The 17222-nt window shown below is 68.7% G+C and carries 16 protein-coding genes and 3 pseudogenes; 12 read left to right on the forward strand and 7 right to left on the reverse strand.

Features of this window, described 5'->3' with window-relative positions; genetic code table 11:
* Positions 1-326 precede the first annotated feature (326 nt).
* On the reverse strand, positions 327-854 hold the full coding sequence (locus ACFTZL_RS23665) for a GNAT family N-acetyltransferase (protein ID WP_382586204.1): 528 nt from the start codon (positions 852-854) through the stop codon (positions 327-329).
* A 422-nt stretch (positions 855-1276) separates the two neighbouring features.
* Between ACFTZL_RS23665 and ACFTZL_RS23670 the strand changes: the two genes are divergently transcribed.
* The 3 genes from ACFTZL_RS23670 to ACFTZL_RS23680 are packed head-to-tail and all read left to right on the forward strand — an operon-like array spanning position 1277 to position 3335.
* Complete coding sequence (locus tag ACFTZL_RS23670) at positions 1277-2428, forward strand: DegT/DnrJ/EryC1/StrS family aminotransferase (protein ID WP_382586207.1); 1152 nt, start codon at positions 1277-1279, stop codon at positions 2426-2428.
* A gap of 13 nt (positions 2429-2441) precedes the next feature.
* A complete protein-coding gene (locus ACFTZL_RS23675; protein ID WP_382586210.1) occupies positions 2442-3008 on the forward strand; it encodes a hypothetical protein in 567 nt (188 codons plus the stop codon).
* Between the two features lie 51 nt (positions 3009-3059).
* Positions 3060-3335, forward strand: coding sequence for a hypothetical protein (locus ACFTZL_RS23680; RefSeq protein WP_382586213.1), 276 nt, complete (start codon positions 3060-3062; stop codon positions 3333-3335).
* A gap of 228 nt (positions 3336-3563) precedes the next feature.
* Here the strand turns inward: ACFTZL_RS23680 and ACFTZL_RS23685 are convergent, their stop codons facing one another.
* Positions 3564-4091 (reverse strand): DapH/DapD/GlmU-related protein, encoded by a 528-nt coding sequence (locus ACFTZL_RS23685; RefSeq protein ID WP_382586248.1) that lies wholly within the window; start codon positions 4089-4091, stop codon positions 3564-3566.
* Positions 4092-4204: 113 nt separating this feature from the next.
* Here ACFTZL_RS23685 and ACFTZL_RS23690 point away from each other — a divergent pair, with 113 nt between their 5' ends.
* The 4 genes and pseudogenes from ACFTZL_RS23690 (at position 4205) to ACFTZL_RS23705 (ending at position 8667) form a co-directional block, all read left to right on the forward strand.
* Positions 4205-4498: a LysR family transcriptional regulator gene (locus ACFTZL_RS23690; protein WP_382586216.1), complete on the forward strand. Its 294-nt coding sequence runs from the start codon at positions 4205-4207 to the stop codon at positions 4496-4498.
* A gap of 546 nt (positions 4499-5044) precedes the next feature.
* Positions 5045-6244, forward strand: coding sequence for a cytochrome P450 (locus ACFTZL_RS23695; RefSeq protein WP_382586219.1), 1200 nt, complete (start codon positions 5045-5047; stop codon positions 6242-6244).
* Between the two features lie 496 nt (positions 6245-6740).
* A pseudogene (locus ACFTZL_RS23700) lies at positions 6741-7268 on the forward strand (DNA glycosylase AlkZ-like family protein); the annotation flags it as partial.
* 85 nt (positions 7269-7353) lie between these two features.
* The gene (locus ACFTZL_RS23705; RefSeq protein WP_382586222.1) at positions 7354-8667 is read left to right on the forward strand and encodes an MFS transporter; all 1314 of its coding nucleotides are present in this window, start codon (positions 7354-7356) and stop codon (positions 8665-8667) included.
* Positions 8668-8783: 116 nt separating this feature from the next.
* On the opposite strand, the gene ACFTZL_RS23710 is transcribed toward ACFTZL_RS23705, so the two are convergent.
* Positions 8784-9749, reverse strand: coding sequence for a helix-turn-helix transcriptional regulator (locus tag ACFTZL_RS23710; RefSeq protein WP_382586225.1), 966 nt, complete (start codon positions 9747-9749; stop codon positions 8784-8786).
* 91 nt (positions 9750-9840) lie between these two features.
* On the opposite strand from ACFTZL_RS23710, the gene ACFTZL_RS23715 reads away from it, so the two are divergent.
* From ACFTZL_RS23715 to ACFTZL_RS23725, 3 genes and pseudogenes are all read left to right on the forward strand, one after another.
* The gene (locus ACFTZL_RS23715) at positions 9841-10206 is read left to right on the forward strand and encodes a VOC family protein (RefSeq protein WP_382586228.1); all 366 of its coding nucleotides are present in this window, start codon (positions 9841-9843) and stop codon (positions 10204-10206) included.
* A 71-nt stretch (positions 10207-10277) separates the two neighbouring features.
* Positions 10278-10528 (forward strand): annotated as a pseudogene (locus tag ACFTZL_RS23720) (helix-turn-helix domain-containing protein); the annotation flags it as partial.
* Positions 10502-10804 (forward strand): annotated as a pseudogene (locus ACFTZL_RS23725) (IS630 family transposase); the annotation flags it as partial. The pseudogenes ACFTZL_RS23720 and ACFTZL_RS23725, both read left to right, overlap by 27 nt.
* Before the next feature lie 57 nt (positions 10805-10861).
* Here ACFTZL_RS23725 and ACFTZL_RS23730 read toward each other — a convergent pair.
* The gene (locus ACFTZL_RS23730) at positions 10862-11254 is read right to left on the reverse strand and encodes a hypothetical protein (RefSeq protein ID WP_382586230.1); all 393 of its coding nucleotides are present in this window, start codon (positions 11252-11254) and stop codon (positions 10862-10864) included.
* A gap of 206 nt (positions 11255-11460) precedes the next feature.
* On the opposite strand from ACFTZL_RS23730, the gene ACFTZL_RS23735 reads away from it, so the two are divergent.
* Both ACFTZL_RS23735 and ACFTZL_RS23740 read left to right on the forward strand, forming a co-directional pair.
* Entirely contained in the window at positions 11461-11874 is a 414-nt protein-coding gene (locus ACFTZL_RS23735) for a hypothetical protein (protein ID WP_382586233.1), read from the forward strand.
* An 86-nt stretch (positions 11875-11960) separates the two neighbouring features.
* Positions 11961-14111 carry an MMPL family transporter gene (locus ACFTZL_RS23740; protein WP_382586236.1) on the forward strand — a complete coding sequence of 717 codons (2151 nt, stop codon included), beginning with the start codon at positions 11961-11963 and terminating at the stop codon, positions 14109-14111.
* A gap of 276 nt (positions 14112-14387) precedes the next feature.
* On the opposite strand, the gene ACFTZL_RS23745 is transcribed toward ACFTZL_RS23740, so the two are convergent.
* The 3 genes from ACFTZL_RS23745 to ACFTZL_RS23755 form a co-directional block, all read right to left on the reverse strand.
* Complete coding sequence (locus ACFTZL_RS23745) at positions 14388-15839, reverse strand: ATP-binding protein (RefSeq protein ID WP_382586239.1); 1452 nt, start codon at positions 15837-15839, stop codon at positions 14388-14390.
* Entirely contained in the window at positions 15836-16528 is a 693-nt protein-coding gene (locus tag ACFTZL_RS23750) for a response regulator transcription factor (protein ID WP_382586242.1), read from the reverse strand. Before ACFTZL_RS23750 ends, ACFTZL_RS23745 begins: the two co-directional genes overlap by 4 nt.
* 362 nt (positions 16529-16890) lie before the next feature.
* A partial coding sequence (locus ACFTZL_RS23755; protein WP_382586245.1) for a fic family toxin-antitoxin system, toxin component occupies positions 16891-17222 on the reverse strand: 332 nt, incomplete at its 5' end.

The following is a 17222-nucleotide window of genomic DNA, read 5'->3' on the forward strand; positions in this document are numbered from 1 at the left end:
CCGCAGGCGTGGGCATCCTGAGCATGCGACATGTCTGGTCGACGGTTGGACAGAACACAGAAGGCCCTCGATCCGGCTGGCGAATCCGGCGGAGCGAGGGCTTGGAAGCAATGCGGGTCAACCGGCGGACCAGGGCTCCGAGATCGAACTCGCTCGGGAGCTCCTCGGTGCGGGCGACCGCATCGGCGAGGAGCGTTGACTGGTCGGCATATGCGCTGCCCTGGAGGCGGCTGGTCAGGAGCTGCTGTGCGGGCTCCGCTCCTGCCCCCCGAGCGCGAACCAGCTCCGGCTTGCGGGCCCGGGAGCAGAGGCTGTCGGGGAAGCGCTCAGGAGGGCCGTTGAGCTGCTGCCGTACGACGGCGCGGACACCGGGAGGCGAGACGGCCCAGCAGACCGCTCAGCCTCCGGGCGCGGGCGACGTGCCGGGGCGCGGCGTCTATCTCCACCGGTAGAAGAGCGCTTCGCCGGGCTTCGATCCCAGCTGCATGGGGAAGCCCGCCAGAACCGTCCCGACATCGAGCGTCTGCTCCGGATCCAGAACCCTGAAGCCCTGCCGTGCGTAGTACGGGCCGAGTGCGCGGTGCGTCTCGAAATTCACCGAACAGCAGTTGGTAGTCCAGTTGCCAGTGAATCTGTACGCAGCGTTTCAGCAGCGCCGCCCCGATGCCGGCTCCGCGGGCGTCCTCGCGCACCGCAAGCGCTTTGATCTTGACGTACTTGAGCATCGACACGAGGTCGTACGGTGCGTCGCCCGGCAGACGACTGGCCATCGTGGCGATCGTTCCGGAAGGAACGGTGAGCAGTGTCCCGACGAGCTGTCCGTCTCGGTCCTGAGCGACGAGCGGCAGGGACATCGCGGCGACTGCGGCCGGCAGTTCACCCCCAGTGGCAGCACCAACCAGGAGCGAAGTCAGCTTGGCACCATCGAGCGCGTCCAGCAGGAACGTCCAACCTTCTTGGCTGTCACACGTGCACGTGCTGCGGACGGGTGCGTGTTCTTCTGCTTCTTCGACCTCCCTGAGAGCTACCCGCTCGCCAGCACAGCGGCACGTCGCGTGAGGCGACGGGAGACCAGAAGTCGTGCAGCCAGCCGGTCGGCTGGGCGACGGTTGGGGCGCCGCCCGATGATGCAGGGTGATGGTTCGAACTCAACTGCCAGTGTCGTACCCGAGGGGCGGTGGACCGACGCTCGGGCGCCCGGCGGTGCGGACGCACCGACGGACTCCTGAGCGCTCGGTAGTGCCGATCTTGGGCCGACGTGGGCATGCTGGTGGGTGTGAGGCTGGGGGAAGCGGTGCACGGGCCGCGCGCGGGCGAGGAGTTGCCGGTCTGGCGGACGTATGTGCCGCGGAAGGTCCGACGGCGTTCCACCAGGGCCCTGCGGACCGCGCTACGGCGTGGGGAGATGCTGGGCGGCGGGGCGACACAGGAATTGGAAAGGCGGTTCCGGGAGTCGTTCGACCGGCACGCGGTCGCCGTCTCCTCCGGCATGGACGGGCTCGGACTGCTGCTGGAGCACTACGGCGTCGGACGGGGCCGGACGGTCGTCGTCCCGGCCAACTGCTTTCCGTCCATTCCCGCGCTCGCCCGGCGGCTGGGCGCCCGACTGGTCGCGGCACAGATCGACGCCGTCCATCTGTGCCTGGCTCCCGAGGCCTGGCAGCGGGAGGCCTTGGACGAGGCACCGATCGTGGTGTGGGTTCACCACGCTGGCATGGTCGGCAGTGCAGCGATGCAGTCCATCACGCGGCTGCGTGAGGCCGGTTGCACGGTGGTGGAGGACTGCGCGTACCTGCTTCCGGATTCAGCTCCGGCTGGCGGCCCGGGTAGCTGGGGCGACGGTGCCGTCTTCTCGTTCCACCCCATCAAGCCGATGGGCGCGGCCGGCGGAGGGGTGGTGCTCACACGTGACGGCCGTGTCGCCGACGGGCTGGCCGCGCGTCGCTCGCACAGCGGTCAGGAGAGCCGCTGGCAGAAAGGTGATGTCCTCTGTCACGGGCGGGAGCTGAGCGAGTTCGCCGCCGCTGCCGCCGTGGCACAATTCGTCCACCGCGACGGGACCCGCGACCGGCTGCGGTTGCTGGCCGAGGAGTATACGTCGTCGCTGGCCCCTTGGCTGCCGCCCGGCCGCTTCCCCCAGGACACGTGGGGGCGCTTCACGATCCGCGCCCGTTCGGCGGGCGAGGCGGCCCTGCTGCGCAAGAACCTGAGCCTGCGCCGCATCCACACAAATGTAATGTTCGCCTTCCCGTGGACCTCTCACCCCGCGTTCTCGGATGTGCCCCGGCCTGACGGCCCGGAACTGACAGGGCTGCTGCGCAGCAACGTCTGCGTCCCTTACCACCCGGGCATGCGCCGGCGGGACGCTCGCCTGGTCGCCGCCGCGGTGGCGCAGACCTCCGACTGGCCGAGGCGCACGGGGCCTTGAAAGGAGCAAGGTCTTGTCCTCACCTTCCGGCCGGGACCCGGGCGAAGAGAGGTGGGCGGTCCCGAAGCGGATCGGCTACATCGCGGCATCGGAATCCATCCATTTCGTCGCGGCTCCCCTGCTGGCCGCCGCCGCGATCACCGCGATCGGCGTCATCCTCGCGGACGGCGACAAACTGCGCTGGCCGGACGCGGCGGCCTTCGCGTTGACCGTCTGCGTCACGCTGTTCGTGTTCTCGATCCAACGCAGCTTCAACGCGCGGGCGCATCTGTTCAACGCCGCCGACATCGACGACTGGTTCGGGACCGTGAACCGGCCGCCCGACGCGGTCCTGAGACAGCATCAGCACGCCGGGTTCGAGAAGTGGCGTACGTCCGTCCGGGGCGCGACCAACGCCTACAACCTGGGCGTCGTCACCCTGGGCCTGGGTGCCTTCCTGGCCCTCGCGCCCCCCGAGGGCGCCACGTTCTGGCAGACGTTCTTCCGCTGGGGGGCGTCCGGTGTCGCCGCGGTCTCCGCCGGCACGGAAGGGATCTCGACGGCCCGGATCTGGCACAGCCAGAGATCCGGATCCCCCTAGCCACACCTGCAAGCAGCCCGTCTGCCGAGACAAGGAAGGGATGTGCACGACATGAGCGGTGCCGATGATTCAGCCAGTTGCGGGTGCGGTGGAGGTGGTGAGACGCCCTCGCAGCACTACTACACCTACTGTCCCCTCTGTGACGGCATCTTCCACGAGGCGAGCACCCACGGAGTGCTCCGCAGGAAGTCCCCCGCCCGCTTCGCCCACAGGGACGGGTGCGAGGCCTCGATCCTGCCCACGGAGGAACTGTTGAGCATCCACAGCTCGCCGGACCGGGTCCGGGAGGCGATCCGGCAGCGGCGCACCTCCGGGGAGCCGTCCTAAAGGTGTCCGCAGGGTCGTCTGACGCCGCCTGCTGCAAGGACATACCCAGGCCGTGCTCTGCCTCGCCCGCCGGCGGGCGACGTCCTCTTCGCGATGCTCCGCGACCGAACCTTCTACGAACCCCACCCCGCCGCAGCCAGCTGAGGAGTTCAGACCGCTCGATCAGTCCTCCGGCCGGGGAAGGCAAGAGCGGTGCTCGCACCGGGTCACCGGCCGCGGTGAGGTCGGTCAGTCGATGCTCTTGACCACCCGGGCGGGCACGCCCGCGACCAGGGTGCGGGACGGCACCTCACCAGTGACGACCGCACCGGCGGCCACGACCGCACCGGCGCCGATGGTCACACCCTGCGTGACCACAGCGGCCGCGCCGATCCAGACGTCTTCCTCGATCACGATTGGGGCGCTGGTGACGTACTCGCGCCGCTCGGCCAGGGGCAGCGGGTGCCCGCCGGTGATGAGGTTGACCTTCGGGGCGATCATGACATTGTCGCCGATGCTGATGCCGCCGTTGTCCATGAAGGTGCAGCCCTGGTTCACGAAGACGTTCTTCCCGAACTTCGTGCCCAGGCCGTACTCCGTGAAGAAGGGCGGGTAGATCGTCACCGACTCCGGCAGCGAACCGCCGAACACAACCGCCAGTAGTTCAGCACGACCCTCCGCATCGCTGAACGGCAGCACGTTCAGCCGGGAGGTCGCGTCGGTGACCTGCGCGATCCGCTCGGCATAGCGCGCGAACTCGGTCGTGCGGACGTACATGACCTGCTCTGTGCGTGTAGACATGCGCTGATCCCAGCACTCCGGCGAAGGCCCAATCAAACAACCCCCAACGCAACGAACCACAACCGCTAGTTGTGTCCGCAGGGTGTGGTGTGGACATCGAAGCGCTGCGCACCTTCGTGGCCGCCGCTGAGGCCGGACAGTTCCAGGCCGCGGCCGACGAACTCAGGATCAGCCAGCAGGCCGTCTCCAAGCGGATCATGAGCCTGGAGAAGAACCTCGAGGTCGTGCTGCTGTGCGCACCTCTCGCGGCTCGGCTGAGCTTGGACGGCCAGGGTCCTCCTGCCGCACGCCAGGAAGACCCCGGCCGCGCTCGAACAGGCAGAACCGGCCGTGCGCCACCACCGCACCCCGCCGCCCGCCGGCCCCCGCCTCGTACACGGTGACGCGTACCGAAGGCCACGTCCAGGTCGATAGCCGGTTATTCGATCACAAACCCGCCGCGGCGCCTGACCGCCCGCACAGGGCCCGGGCGGCCCAAGCAGGAGTAACGCCGACTGCCGCAAAGCGTTATCAGCAAGGATCTGGTGCTGTGCTCGCCTGCCTTCCGGCCTTGTGTCTCCCGGAGCTGGCCGACCTGCCCAACCCGCAGGTGACCGCCCGCCGGCCCCTGTGCCACATTGCCCACCGCGTCCACAACAACCCGTGCCCGGCCGACTCCCTGGCCCCCTCGCCGGCAGGGGCGCAGACATCCTGACCCGGGACGCCTTGCAGGCTGCTGCGTGCGTGGTGCTCCGCGGGGCCCAGTCCGCGAGAGGGCCAGTCGCGTGCCATGTCGACGAAACGCCCGTCCCGGTGGGCTGCTGGTCCTGGGACATCAGGCCACCGCCCCGGCGAGCTCCTGGACTCGGCGGCGGGCGCACACGCTGCGGCTCGGTAGAGGCGCGCGGCCGCACGGCACATCGCCGACTCGGCCCGAGCAGACTGGGGCCATGACTCTTTTCGATCACAGCCTCATAGAAAGCCCCACTGCCGCCTACGCACGCCTGCGCGATAGCGCTGCGGTGCACCGCACCACCACTCCAGATGGTGAGCCACTCTGGGTGATCACCCGCTACCGTGAGGCCCGGGCCTTGCTGGCGGAGGGCCGCCTGTCGCTGGATAAGGCAAACGCGAAAACCAGTGGTACCTATCAGTCGTCCATGCCACCCGAGCTCGACGCCCATCTGCTCAACATGGACCCACCCGACCACACGCGTCTGCGCCTCCTCATCTCCAGAGCCTTCACGCCACGGCGCATCGCAGCCTTCCGCACCCGGATCCAGGCCATGACAGACGCCCTCCTCACCACCCAGGCGGGCCCAAGCATGGACCTCATGCAAGCGCTGGCCGTCCCGCTCCCCATGGGCGTCATCTGCGAGCTGCTCGGCATTCCCGAGGACAACCAGCACGACTTCAGGGCCTGGACCGACACCCTGCTCTCCCCCGCACCCGCCTCAGCAGGAGACTCGCGCACAGCGATGCGCCAGATGCACCAATTCCTGACCGGTGTCATCCAGGACAAGCGCAGCCACCCGGCCGACGACCTGCTCTCGGCCCTCACCCAAGCTCGCGACGACCGCGACACTCTCACCGAGCAGGAACTGCTCTCCCTCGCCTTCCTCACCCTGTTCGCCGGCTACGACAACGCAGTCCACCTCATCGGCAACGCAACCCTCGGCCTGCTCCTGCACCCGCAGCTCATGCACCAGGTCCGGCAACGCTCCCTGCCGGTCCAAGCGGTGATCGAAGAGACCCTGCGCTGGAACCCACCCTTCCCGCTAGCCGTGCGCCGATTCGCCCTTGAGGACATCACCATCGGCGACACCGTCATCCCGGCCGGCGGCCGCGTGTGGATCTCCATCGCCTCGGCGAACAGGGACGACCGCGAGTTTCCCTCGCCCGACTCCTTCACCCCAGGCCGCCCCTCCACTCACCTGGCGTTCGGCCACGGCATTCACTACTGCCTCGGCGCGCCGCTTGCACGACTGGAGGCAGAAATCGCCATCGGCTCTCTCCTAGAGCATTTCCCCGCCCTGGAACTCGGCTTACCCCTCGAGGAACTGGCTTGGTGGCCCTCCTTCCACAAACGCGGACTCCGCAGCCTGCCCATACGGACACGACCACTGAAGCCAGGTACGACCGTCGCGTGAGGTTGATGCCGCTTCAGCGGCGAGCGAGAGCGCCGCGCCGGTGATTACCTGCTCCGGCCGGCAGCTGTTTCTGCCGAGGGCCTACTCCGAGCTCCTGGACCGTTGGAAGCAGGCGCTTGCACCGATCGCACACAACGTCGTTATGAGCGGCATCGCGGGGAAACAGGGTCTGCTGCAACGTGCGTGGCGCGCGTGCCTGTCGTTTGTATCCAGCTCGACACCATTAGCGTCGTCCGCCGTTCTCACGAACTCGTTCAGCTCGCGAGGGGAGTCCCGCTCAAGGACGCCCAGGACCTGATCTCCGAGGCCGACTCACCCGTGCTGTTCGAGTACTGGGCGCATGCCGCCTCGCTCGTCCCAGTGGAACACTGGCCGCTCTTCAGCGCCCGGCGCCGCCGCTATGCCGTCAAGGGCTGGAGTGGCCCGGATGTCGACCCCGCGGCTTGTGACCAGGTCCTGTCCGTGCTGGACGAGCGCGGCGCCGTCTCCGTCAGCGATGTCGGCGGAGCTCAGGGAAAGCGGCTGGGAAAGATCGTCAGCCAACAAGTGGGCCCTGGAATGGCTGCTGGCCACCGGAGAGGTCGCCTGCGTCCACCGGAGGGGCTGGCAGCGCGTCTACCAGATGACCACAACCGTGATCCCCCCGCACCTGCGCAAGGCCGACCCGGACGCTACCGAGTGCCTCAGCGGGCTCACCGCCCTGGCCATTGAAGCACTCGGCATCGCCACGACCGACGACGTGGCTGACTACTTCCGCCTTCCCGCCCGTAGCGTCGCCCGGCACCTTGAATCCCTCCCAGGTCTTCAGCCCGCGCGCGTCGAGGGCTGGATGGAGCCCGCGTGGATCACCGAACGAGCTCTTGACTGCCCGCTGTTGGACGAGGACGCGTGCACGCCGCTGTCCCCGTTCGATTCACTGCTGTGGTACCGGCCGCGGATGCGCCGCCTGTTCGGCGTCGAGTACCTGCTGGAGGCATACAAACCGGCAGCGCAACGAGAATGCGGCTACTTCGGGATGCCCGTCCTGGCAGCTGGGGCCAAGTCCTGGCAGCTGGGGCCAACGAGACACCCACCCTCACCCCCAGCGCACCGACAGCAGGAGCATCTTCGTGAGCGAAACACCCCTCAGTTACCGCACGACCCTCTCCGTGCCCCGGGCCAAAAGTGTCCTTGGACTTGGCATCCTCAGCCGGATACCCGCTGGCGTCGTGCCGTTCTCCGTCCTCATGGCTTTCACCGAGCACTATGGCATCGGCATCGCCGGCTTGGCTTCCGGCGCCCTCATGCTGGCCATCGCGCTCCCCGGCCCAGCGCGTGCTCGCGGGGCCTCGCGGCGCTGCCCAGCCGCGCTGCCTCTTATGGGCGTGGCATGCCTCGTCCTGTTCACCGCGGCAGCTGCGGTGATTGGATACGCACCCTGGCAGACGGCGATCGCGGTCACCGCAGCAGCAGGATGCCTCTTCCCGCCTCTCACACCCACTCTGCGGTCCGTATGGTCTCGGCTAATGCCGGACAAGGACCATCTGCAGCGCATCCACACCGTGGATTCCACCGTCGAGGAGCTGACCTTCGTCGCGACGCCGCTGCTTGTGTCGGCCGGCATGACACTCTCCGACACCCGCCTCACCCTCATCGTCGGCGCAATGCTTTTGCTGCCCGCGGCCCTTGGCCTGTCCGCGGTAGTGCGCTCCGTCCCCGCCGACCAGGCCAAGGAGGATGCTGCTCAAACCACCGTGCGGCGACAGCGGTCCATACTCCGAACGCGCAATGGGCGCGGCATCATCGTGCCCGTCCTCGCTCTCGGCCTGTTCGCCGGCGGTCTTGAGGTCATTATTTCGGCAGCGTCTTCCCACTTCGGCGGCCTCTCCTCCTCCGGATACGCGTTCGCGGCCTTCTCGGTGGGCGGTGTGGTGGGCGGCCTGGCCTACGGTCGCAAGACCTGGGTAGCAACGCTGCGCATCCGCTACGTGATCGTCACGGCCGAACTGGTAGTCGGAGCCCTTCTTCTGGCTGCAGCCGCACAGTCACCGCTCATCGTGCTCGTCGCTTTCTGCGCAGGTCTGCCTATGACCCCGATCTTCGTCGTCGCCTATCTCCTGGTTGACGAGCGCATCGAGGCATCGCGCCAAACCGAGGCAAACGCCTGGTTGGGCTCCGGATTCAACGTCGGCTCCGCCTCCGGTGCAGCCATGGGCGGGCAGCTGCTCGCCCTCACCGGCCCCCGTCTGGTGGCCGTCGCAATCGCCGCCGTCGCGTCGGGCGCTGCCGCAGTCGCACTCCGGATTTCAACCACGCAAGAGGTATCCGAACTGAATCAGCGGCTGAGCCGAACGCCTGCACTCCTGGGTCAGATCACCAGGTGGCCGGGGCGAAAGAAGCCGGTACGCCGTCGTGATCCTCCGAGCGGCTGCTGCACCACCTAGCGCTCGCCCACGTCGGACTCCGCCAGGAGGCGCAGGAGCACACCGTGCCCACTGAGCGGGAGGTTCGCACGGCCGAAGCCGCACGCGGCCGTGCGGCGGAGCCTAGTTGTTGCGGGTCAGGACGTTGGTGACGGCGCATAGTGGTGGGCAAGGTTGGTGGCGAGGTCACGGAGGTGAGCCCTGGCTTCGGTGGGGCCGTGCACAGTGATGGTGCTCCCGAACGGCAGTAGTGCTCGCACGTCCTCCAGATGCAGGAAGCGGATCGTCACCTTGTGGCCGGTGGCGGATTCCTCATGGTCGTCCCAGACGAGTCGTTGGCCAAAGATCCGTCGCGCTCGCTCGATCTGGGTTTGGTCGATGGTGGCGCTGACCTCTATCGCATGGTTGTGTTCCCACTGATCAACGAGCGCTGCAGCGACGGTGGCCAGGGTCTGTTTCTCGCGGATCCGTCTTGGCTGGTCGACTTCTTTCCACGCCGTGATCCGTTCGAGTCGGTACATCCGTGGCACTCGAGCACAGTCGGCGACGAGATACCAGATGCCGGCCTTGGCGAACAGCCCGTAGGGATCCACGACCAGGTCGCGTGGGCATGACTCGCGTGGGCTGTCGTACTCGATCCGTAGCTGGCGACCTCGCCGCACTGAGCCGATCAGCGAAGCCGGAGTCGTGCCGGAAGCTCGCGTCTGGAGCCAGGGACGGCTGTCCACGTGCACTACGTCGGTGAGCGGCAGGAGCTCATGAACTCGACATGACTGTGGAGCGACGATCTTGGAGAGCGCGCGCCGGCTTTCGACCGATGCGTTGAGCTCCGCACGTTGCTTCTCATCCAGCCCGGTGAGCGACAGATGATCACGCTCGCCAGGCGTGAGCCGCGTGAGGTCGAGCCCGGACCCGGGCAGCATGGTCACGCCTCCGAGGCGGCCCCTTTGTGCGGTCACCGGCAGACCGGCGTCGCGAAGCCAGTTCAGGTCCCGGGTAATGGTTCGAAGGGACACCCCGAGCGCCGAGGCAAGTTCCTGTGTGGTCACGGCATCCCTCGATTCGAGGAGCAGCATCAGGGAGAAGAAGCGGTCTGGCGTCACACACCAAGTTTTTCAGGAATTGCGACACGATACGGCGCATATCCCGGTCAGGCTGGTGGATGCGTACCAACCACCTGTGAGAAGGACAACCATGACCACATCCGTCGTGTCCATCGTCTATGTGAACGACGCTCCCGCCGCAGCTCGTTTCTACGGCGACCTCCTCGACATGAGCCCCTCGTTCGAGACTCCGGGATACATCACCTTCGACCTCGGGCCAGGCGCTGACCTCGCTCTGTGGTCTGGCCAGTTCGAGGATCTGTCACTGGACGTCCCGCGTACCAGTGAGGTTTGCCTGGCCATCGACGGTGGGCCCGACGAGCTCAATGCGATCTTCAAGCAGTGGCAGTCCAAGGGCGTCACGATCCTGCACGAGCCTCATGATGCGGGGTTCGGGCTGACCTTCCTCGCAGCCGATCCTGACGGGAACCGTATCCGCGTCGCACCGCAGGACTGAAAGGCCACAATGCGGCAGGCGCACCCGATGAGTGTCGCGCCTGCCGTCGTCTGACTTCGAGAGGATGACGAGTGCCCCACGCGAATGCGCCCCTGAGCGTCGAGGGCCGTAGGCGGCTCGTGAAGCGGTGCCAGACACGTCCCATCGCCCACGTCGCCGCTGAGATGGGCGTCTCCCGCGCAGCGCGAGCAAGTGGGTCAATCGCTGGCGGCTACATGGTGATGCGGGATTGCAAGAGCGGCCGTCGAGCCCTCACCGGAGTCCGAACGCGACACCAGCATGGGTCATCGAGCAGATCGACATCCGCCGCTGGGCACAGAAGCACGAGGTCGGACTGTGCTTCACCCCGGCCTACGCGTCCTGGGCGAACCCGATCGAGGCGCACTTCGGACCGCTGAGGCAGTTCACCGTCGCCAACTCTCACCACCCCAACCACACGGTGCAGACCCGGGCCCTGCACGCCTATCTGCGCTGGCGCAGCGCCAACGCTCGCCACCGCGACGTCCTGGCAGCCGAACGCAAGGAACGCGCCCGCATCCGAAGCGAGAAGGGCATCCGCTGGGGCGGACGCCCCCTCAGAGGGCGGTATGAGACCTGATGCCCGATTCTTCGTTTCGTGCGGGACGAGCGGGCAGGCCGTGGCGACGTCGGTCGGCTACGGCCGAGGCTGGGTGAACAAGCCTGGCTCGGTCTCGGTCAGGATCCCGCGGCCGGCCAGCCGCTTGAGCTTGAGGCGGACGGTGTTGATGTTGTTGGGCGCGACCGCCAGGTCCATGGCCTCGCACACCTGCCGGGCCCGCAGCGGGTGGTCGGCCGCGGTGAACACCGCCATGATCTGCTGGTAGGCCGGATGATCCGGCAGCTTCGGTGCCGGCGGCAGGGGCGGCCCGGGGTCGGGCAGCCCCAGCAGTGTCTTGCGGGTGATCCGGACTTCCTCGGCGGCCCGGCCGAGTTCGTCGAGCTGTGCGGTCAGCTGCGCGACCTGTTCCCGCATCGTCTCGGCCTGTGCGGTGATCTCGCGTTCCCGCTCCTCCAGCCGCGCCAGCACCGCGCCAGCACCGCGCCAGCACCGCGCCAGCACCGCGCCAGCACCGCGCCGAGCGTCGGCTCCCCGCCGATCATGCGGTGCGCCAGGCCGGTGTGGTCGCCCCGGTCAGCCTACGCAGTATCACCGCGGTCATCGCCCAACTGCAGAACACCCGGGCTCAGATCGCCCTTATGCGACCCGACCCGCAGACGAGGGCGCTGTGAGAGATGGTCTCCGACCTGATGGACCTCTACGACGCCCACCGGTACGTCGCAGGCATGGACGTCCGGTACGACCTGGGCGACGACCACCGGCTCGTCGGCACGCTGTGCCCGGACATGAAGTTGACGCTGGAGCAGCCTGACCCCGACGTCGTGACCGCGGTGACCCGGTCGGCGGACCTGCTGCGTGAGGGTCGTGGTCTCCTGATCGACCTCGTCGACCGCGTGGAGGTCCGCGACGCCGCGGCCGCGTGGACCGGACGGGTCAACTCCGTCATCGCCCGCACGGACCGGGTGGACGTCGACGCGTTGCTGATCCGGCCCGACGGCTGTGTCGCCTGGGCCTTGCCCACCGGGCAGGACCTCGACGCCACCACGCCGGTGCGTGCGCTGGGCGCATGGTTCGGCCAACCGGCCTGAGCACCGCATTAACAGTCGTCCAAGGTTCGCTCGGTACGAAGTAGGCATCCAGATAAGCGATGCAACTCGTATGTAGGAGGCTAGTGATGGCAGTCAACGCAGCGCCGTCCGGGAAAGCGCCGGCCGGTCGGTTGGCAGGCCGGTGGGTGCCGTGGTTGGTGATCGGCTTGTGGCTGGTGCTGGCGGCGGGCATGGTGCCGCTGAGCGGAAAGTTGAGCTCGGTCACCACCGACAGCGCCGTAGACACCCTGCCGGCCGGTGCCGAGTCCACCAAGGTGGCGGTGCTGGACGACAGTCTCCCCGGCGGTGACAACAACACGTTCGTCTTCGTGTACCACCGCGCCGGCGGCATGACCGACGCCGACCGCGCGACGGTCGAGCGCCACTACGACACCCTTGCCAAGCAGTACCCGCCGAAGACGAAGGAGGCGGCCGGCGAGGACGACGAGGGCTCACCGACGAGCCCCTCCAGCGACCGCAAGGCGATGATGTTCACCCTCGAGGTGAGCACGGCCTACGGCGCACCGGAGGACATCGTCGGCCCGTTGCGTGACGCCGCGAAGGACCGCCCCTCCGGCCTGGAACTCGACGTGACCGGCCCGGGCGCGATCGACGGCGACATGGATGCCGTCTTCGACGGCATCGACGTGCAGGTCCTCCTCACCACCATCATCGTCGTCACGCTCCTGCTCATCCTCACCTACCGCAGCCCGGTGTTGTGGATCATCCCGCTGGTGGCCGTCGGCGCGGCCGCACTGACCTCGATGGGGACCGTCTACCTGCTCGTCAAGGGCTTCGGCATCGTGGTCAACGACCAGAACTCGGCGCTGCTGACGATCCTGGTATTCGGCGTCGGCACGGACTACGCACTGTTGCTCATCGCTCGATACCGGGAGGCACTGCACCACCATGAGAACGTCCGGGTCGCGATGGTCCACGCGCTACGCGGCGCGGCGCCGGCCATCGTCGCGTCCGCGGCCACCGTGGTCGCCGGCCTGCTCTGCCTGCTCGTCGCGGACCTGAACAGCACCAGCGGGCTGGGCCCGATCGGTGCGGCCGGCATCCTGTGTGCGCTGGTGGCCATGCTGACGCTGTTCCCGGCGGTGCTCGTGGTGCTCGGCAGGCGGATCTTCTGGCCGGCCGTCCCGCGGTTCAGCACGGCCGTGGAGGAGAAGCCGGGGCTGTGGGGACGGCTCGGCACCGCCATCAGCCGCCGCCGGTGGGTGGCGACGCTCGGCTCGCTCGGAGTCCTCGGCGTGCTCGCCCTCGGGCTGGCGGGCAACACCGGCGCCCTGCGGGAGCAGGACCAGTTCCTGTCCGCGCCGGAGTCGGTCACCGGCTTCACCGTTCTCCGCCAGCACTTCCCGGAGCTCGGCGGCCAGCCGATGACGATCTTCACACGGCCGGCGCACCAGGAACGGGTGCTCGACATCGTCAAGGAAACTCGCGGTGTGGCCCTGGCCATCCCGGAGCAGACCAGCGGTGGCTGGGCCAACATCTCCGTGTTCCCGAAGGACGCGCCGGACACCGTCGCGGAGTACGACACGATCAAGCGGGTGCGCACCGCCGTGCACGCGGTGAGCGGGGCGGAGGCGATCGTCGGCGGGCCGAGTGCGGAGAACCTCGACACCGAGGTGACCACCAAGCGCGACGAGAAGCTGGTGATCCCGCTGGTGCTCATCGTCGTGCTGATCGTCCTCGGGCTGCTGCTGCGCGCGATCCTGGCCCCGCTGGTCCTGATGGCCACCGTGATCGTCTCATTCGCCGCAGCCTTCGGCGGCAGCGTGTTCGTCTTCGACACGATCCTCGGGTTCAAGGGCATCGACTATTCGGTGCCGCTGCTGGCATTCCTGTTCCTGGTGGCGCTCGGCGTCGACTACAACATCTTCCTGGCCAGCCGGGCCCGGGAGGAGACCGTGCGTCTCGGCACCAGAGAGGGGATGCTCAAGGCCCTCTCGGCCACCGGTGGCGTCATCACCTCGGCAGGCCTGGTCCTGGCGGCCACGTTCGCGGTCCTCGCCACACTTCCGCTGGTGATGCTGATCGAGGTCGGGTTCCTGGTCGCCTTCGGCGTGCTGCTCGACGCCCTGCTGGTGCGGTCGGTCCTGGTGCCCGCCCTCACCTTGCTGATCGGCAAGCGGATGTGGTGGCCGAGCCGGCTGTCCGGTCCAGCGGCGGAGCTGCCGGACGGTCAACAGCCGCTCGCCGACGACGAGGAGCCCGCGCTGCAACGGTGAGCGCGGCGGCACGGACGAGATCCGGGACGGGGCCCCAGGCCCGTCCCGGATTTTTTTCATGGACCCGACGGTCGCCGTCCTTTGGTCCTGCGCCACGCGCCGGGGCTGGGGTCGGTGTATTCCGGTGTCCTGCCCCGTGGTCGACCGCTTGTCCTGCGCCGTGCGGCCGGGGCTGGGGTCGGCGCACCGTGGTGTCCTGCCCCGACGGTGGGCCGCGCGGGGCCATGCCCGAGGGCCGCCGTCCTTTGGTCCTGTGCCGCGCCGCCGGGGCTGGGGTCAGCGCACCGCGGTGTCATCCCCGGCGGTGAGCCGCGCGATCGGGGCTGGCGGGGCCGCGGCCGGAAGGTCGACCCGAAGCAGCGCGCCACCGCGTGCGGAGCGGGCGACGGTGGCCCGGCCGCCGTGGGCGTCGACGACCCGCTGCACGATCGACAGCCCCAGACCGGATCCCGGCAACGCCCGGGCGCTGTCGGCACGGTAGAACCGGTCGAACACCCGCGGTACGTCGGCGGCGTCGATGCCCGGCCCGGCGTCGTCGACCTCGAGCACCGCCGACGGGCCCTCGGCACGGAGCCGGACCTGGACCGGCTGGTCCGCGGGGGACCACTTGACGGCGTTGTCGATGAGGTTGAGCACCGCCCGCTCGAGCGCAGCGGGACGCCCGCTCACCCACACAGAGGTCACGTCGAGCGCGACCTCGATGTCGGGCACGCGGGAACGCGCCCGGGTCGCGGCGGCCACCACCACGTCGGCGAGGTCGAGCAGCTCGGTGCTCTCGTCGCTGACGTCACCGCGCGCCAAGTCGGTCAGCTCGGCGGCAAGGGTGCTCAACTCGGCCACCTGGGCGCCGAGATCGTTGAGCAGCCGGGTCCGGCTCTCCGCCGGCAGTGCGCTGTCCAGGGTGCCGCGCTGATCGAGCCGGATCAGCAGCTCGACGTTGAGACGCAGGCTGGTGAGCGGGGTCTTGAGCTCGTGGGCGGCGTCCTCGGCGAGCAGCCGCTGGGCCCGCCGGGAGTCCCGGAGCGCGGCGAGCATGTCGTTGATCGACTGGATCAGCCGCCGGATCTCCCCACCGCCCTCATCCGGGATGTCGGCGTCGAGATCCCGGGTGTGCGCGACACGTACCGCGGCGGCGGTCAGCCGGTCGATCGGTGCCAGCCCGGTCCGCGCCACGGTCCGCCCGACAAGGGCGCCCCCGACCACGCAGAACAGCCCGATCAGCAGCATGCCGAACCCGAACCGGTTGATCGGGCTGTCGTCGGCGAGCTGGGCCACCTGGACCGCGCCGTCGCCCGCCCGCAGCGTGTGGATGACGTAGCCGTCCTCGTCGCTGTCGTTCGACTCCATCAGGTCGGCCGACGCGCCCCGCGCCACGCGCCCGGCGTCCTCGCTGACCGGGGGCAGAGCGGGTTGGCCGGCCGGCGTCCGGACCGAGCCGTCGGGCAGGATGACCCGCACCAGCCGACCGGATCCGGGATACGGCGGTAGCTGGACCTGCGCCAGACCGGCGCGCTCCGCGTTCGTCGCCAGGACACGGGAGTCGGCGCGCAGCTGACTCTCGGCGGTCTTCTGCAGCTCCCAGCCCATCAGCTCGCTGGCCACCTGGAAGGCCACGAACACGCTGACCACGATGGCCGTCGCCGCGATCACCGTCAGCCTGGTCCGCAGGGATCGCCGGCGCCACCATCGGGTCAGCCGGCGCGGTTCCCGGCCGGCGGGCCCGCTCACGGAGGAGTCTCCCGCAACGTGTATCCCAGGCCGCGCAGCGTGTAGATCAATCGCGGCTCGCCCTCGGCCTCCATCTTGCGGCGCAGGTAACTCACGTACACCTGGAGGTTGTTGGCGGTGGAGCTCATGCCGAAGCCCCAGATCGCTTCGAACAGCGCGTCGCGGGTCACGACCCGGGTCGCGTTGCACATGAGGACCTGGAGGAGGGAGAACTCGGTCCGGGTCAGGTGCAGCGGTCGCTCGCCCCGCCACGCCTCGAACCTGTCGGGATCGAGCCGGACGTCGGCGAACGACAGGATCTGCGACTCCTCGTCGGTCGGCGTGCGCCGGCGTAAGAGGGCCCGCACCCGGGCCAGCAACTCCTCGGTGGCGAACGGCTTGGGCAGGTAGTCGTCGGCGCCCGCGTCCAGCCCCGCGACCCGGTCGGAGACCTGGTCACGGGCGGTCAGCATCAGCACCGGCAGATCCCGACCCGCGGCCCGTAATCGCCGGCAGGTCTCCAACCCGCCGAGGCGGGGCATCATCACGTCGAGGAGCAGCAGGTCCAGCGTGTCACCGCCGGCCCCACCGACCCCGTCGAGCACGGCGAAACCGTTGGCGACGGTGCTGGTGTCGTAACCCTCGACCTGGAGCACCCGCTCCAGCCCCTCACGGATGGCCACGTCATCATCCGCGATCATGATCCGCACGCCGGCCCGCCCCCTTCCGGTCGATGTTTTTGCCGCTCATTGTCCCCGATCAACCTGAGGCCAGGATTAGAGCGTCGCTGGGGACCGCGCTCTTACGGATACCTAAGAAATGGAACCTACCTCGGCTCATGAGCAGGGGAGGCGCTGCGCCTGCCACGTCGGGCGCGGGGTGAGCACCCACCCGAGCGGGAACTGGACCCGGCAGGTGCCCGCGGTTGTGCGCCCGCCCCTCCTGGGCGACGGCCTTAGCGCTGCCCGATTGTCGGATCGGGTAGCCGGTCTGGCCTCTGAGGCGGCGGCCGTCGGGTGAACGACTCCTGGTCGGCACGCTCGACTGAAGGCGATCACCTCCTGTTTCGCGATCAGGGTTTCCAGGTGCGCAGGAAGGAGGCGATCCGGGTGGCGGTGCAGCGTGGGTTGTTGAGCTCGTGTGCGAGTGCGGTGAGCTGTTCGCGGGTGGGGTTGACCGGGATGTTGCTGGCCTCGAGATACATGACGGCGACGGCGCAGGCGACGGTGAGGTTGGAGCGTTCCAGCCAGCGGCAGCGGCCTAGGTTGTGTACCAGAGCTGCGGCGCGGGCGTAGGCGCCGTCGTAGACGGGTGTGTCGAGGAGTTCGCCGCGGTGGCGGGCGACGGCGGCGATGGGCACGCCGTAGTCATCGGCTGCCGGGTCGCGTTGCCCGGCCCGTTCCG

The sequence above is a fragment of the Streptomyces sp. NPDC056948 genome, from assembly GCF_042674225.1.
GTDB classification, from domain to species: Bacteria; Actinomycetota; Actinomycetes; order Streptomycetales; family Streptomycetaceae; genus Streptomyces; species Streptomyces purpurascens.

Bases quoted from the DNA above. Each gene is read 5' to 3' on its own strand.
- ACFTZL_RS23665 (WP_382586204.1), bottom strand. From the start codon at position 854: ATGTCCCTGCCGCTCGTCGCTCAGGACCGAGACGGACAGCTCGTCGGG.
- ACFTZL_RS23680 (WP_382586213.1), top strand. From the start codon at position 3,060: ATGAGCGGTGCCGATGATTCAGCCAGTTGCGGGTGCGGTGGAGGTGGT.
- ACFTZL_RS23685 (WP_382586248.1), bottom strand. From the start codon at position 4,091: ATGTACGTCCGCACGACCGAGTTCGCGCGCTATGCCGAGCGGATCGCG.
- ACFTZL_RS23695 (WP_382586219.1), top strand. From the start codon at position 5,045: ATGACTCTTTTCGATCACAGCCTCATAGAAAGCCCCACTGCCGCCTAC.
- ACFTZL_RS23715 (WP_382586228.1), top strand. From the start codon at position 9,841: ATGACCACATCCGTCGTGTCCATCGTCTATGTGAACGACGCTCCCGCC.
- ACFTZL_RS23735 (WP_382586233.1), top strand. From the start codon at position 11,461: ATGGTCTCCGACCTGATGGACCTCTACGACGCCCACCGGTACGTCGCA.
- ACFTZL_RS23740 (WP_382586236.1), top strand. From the start codon at position 11,961: ATGGCAGTCAACGCAGCGCCGTCCGGGAAAGCGCCGGCCGGTCGGTTG.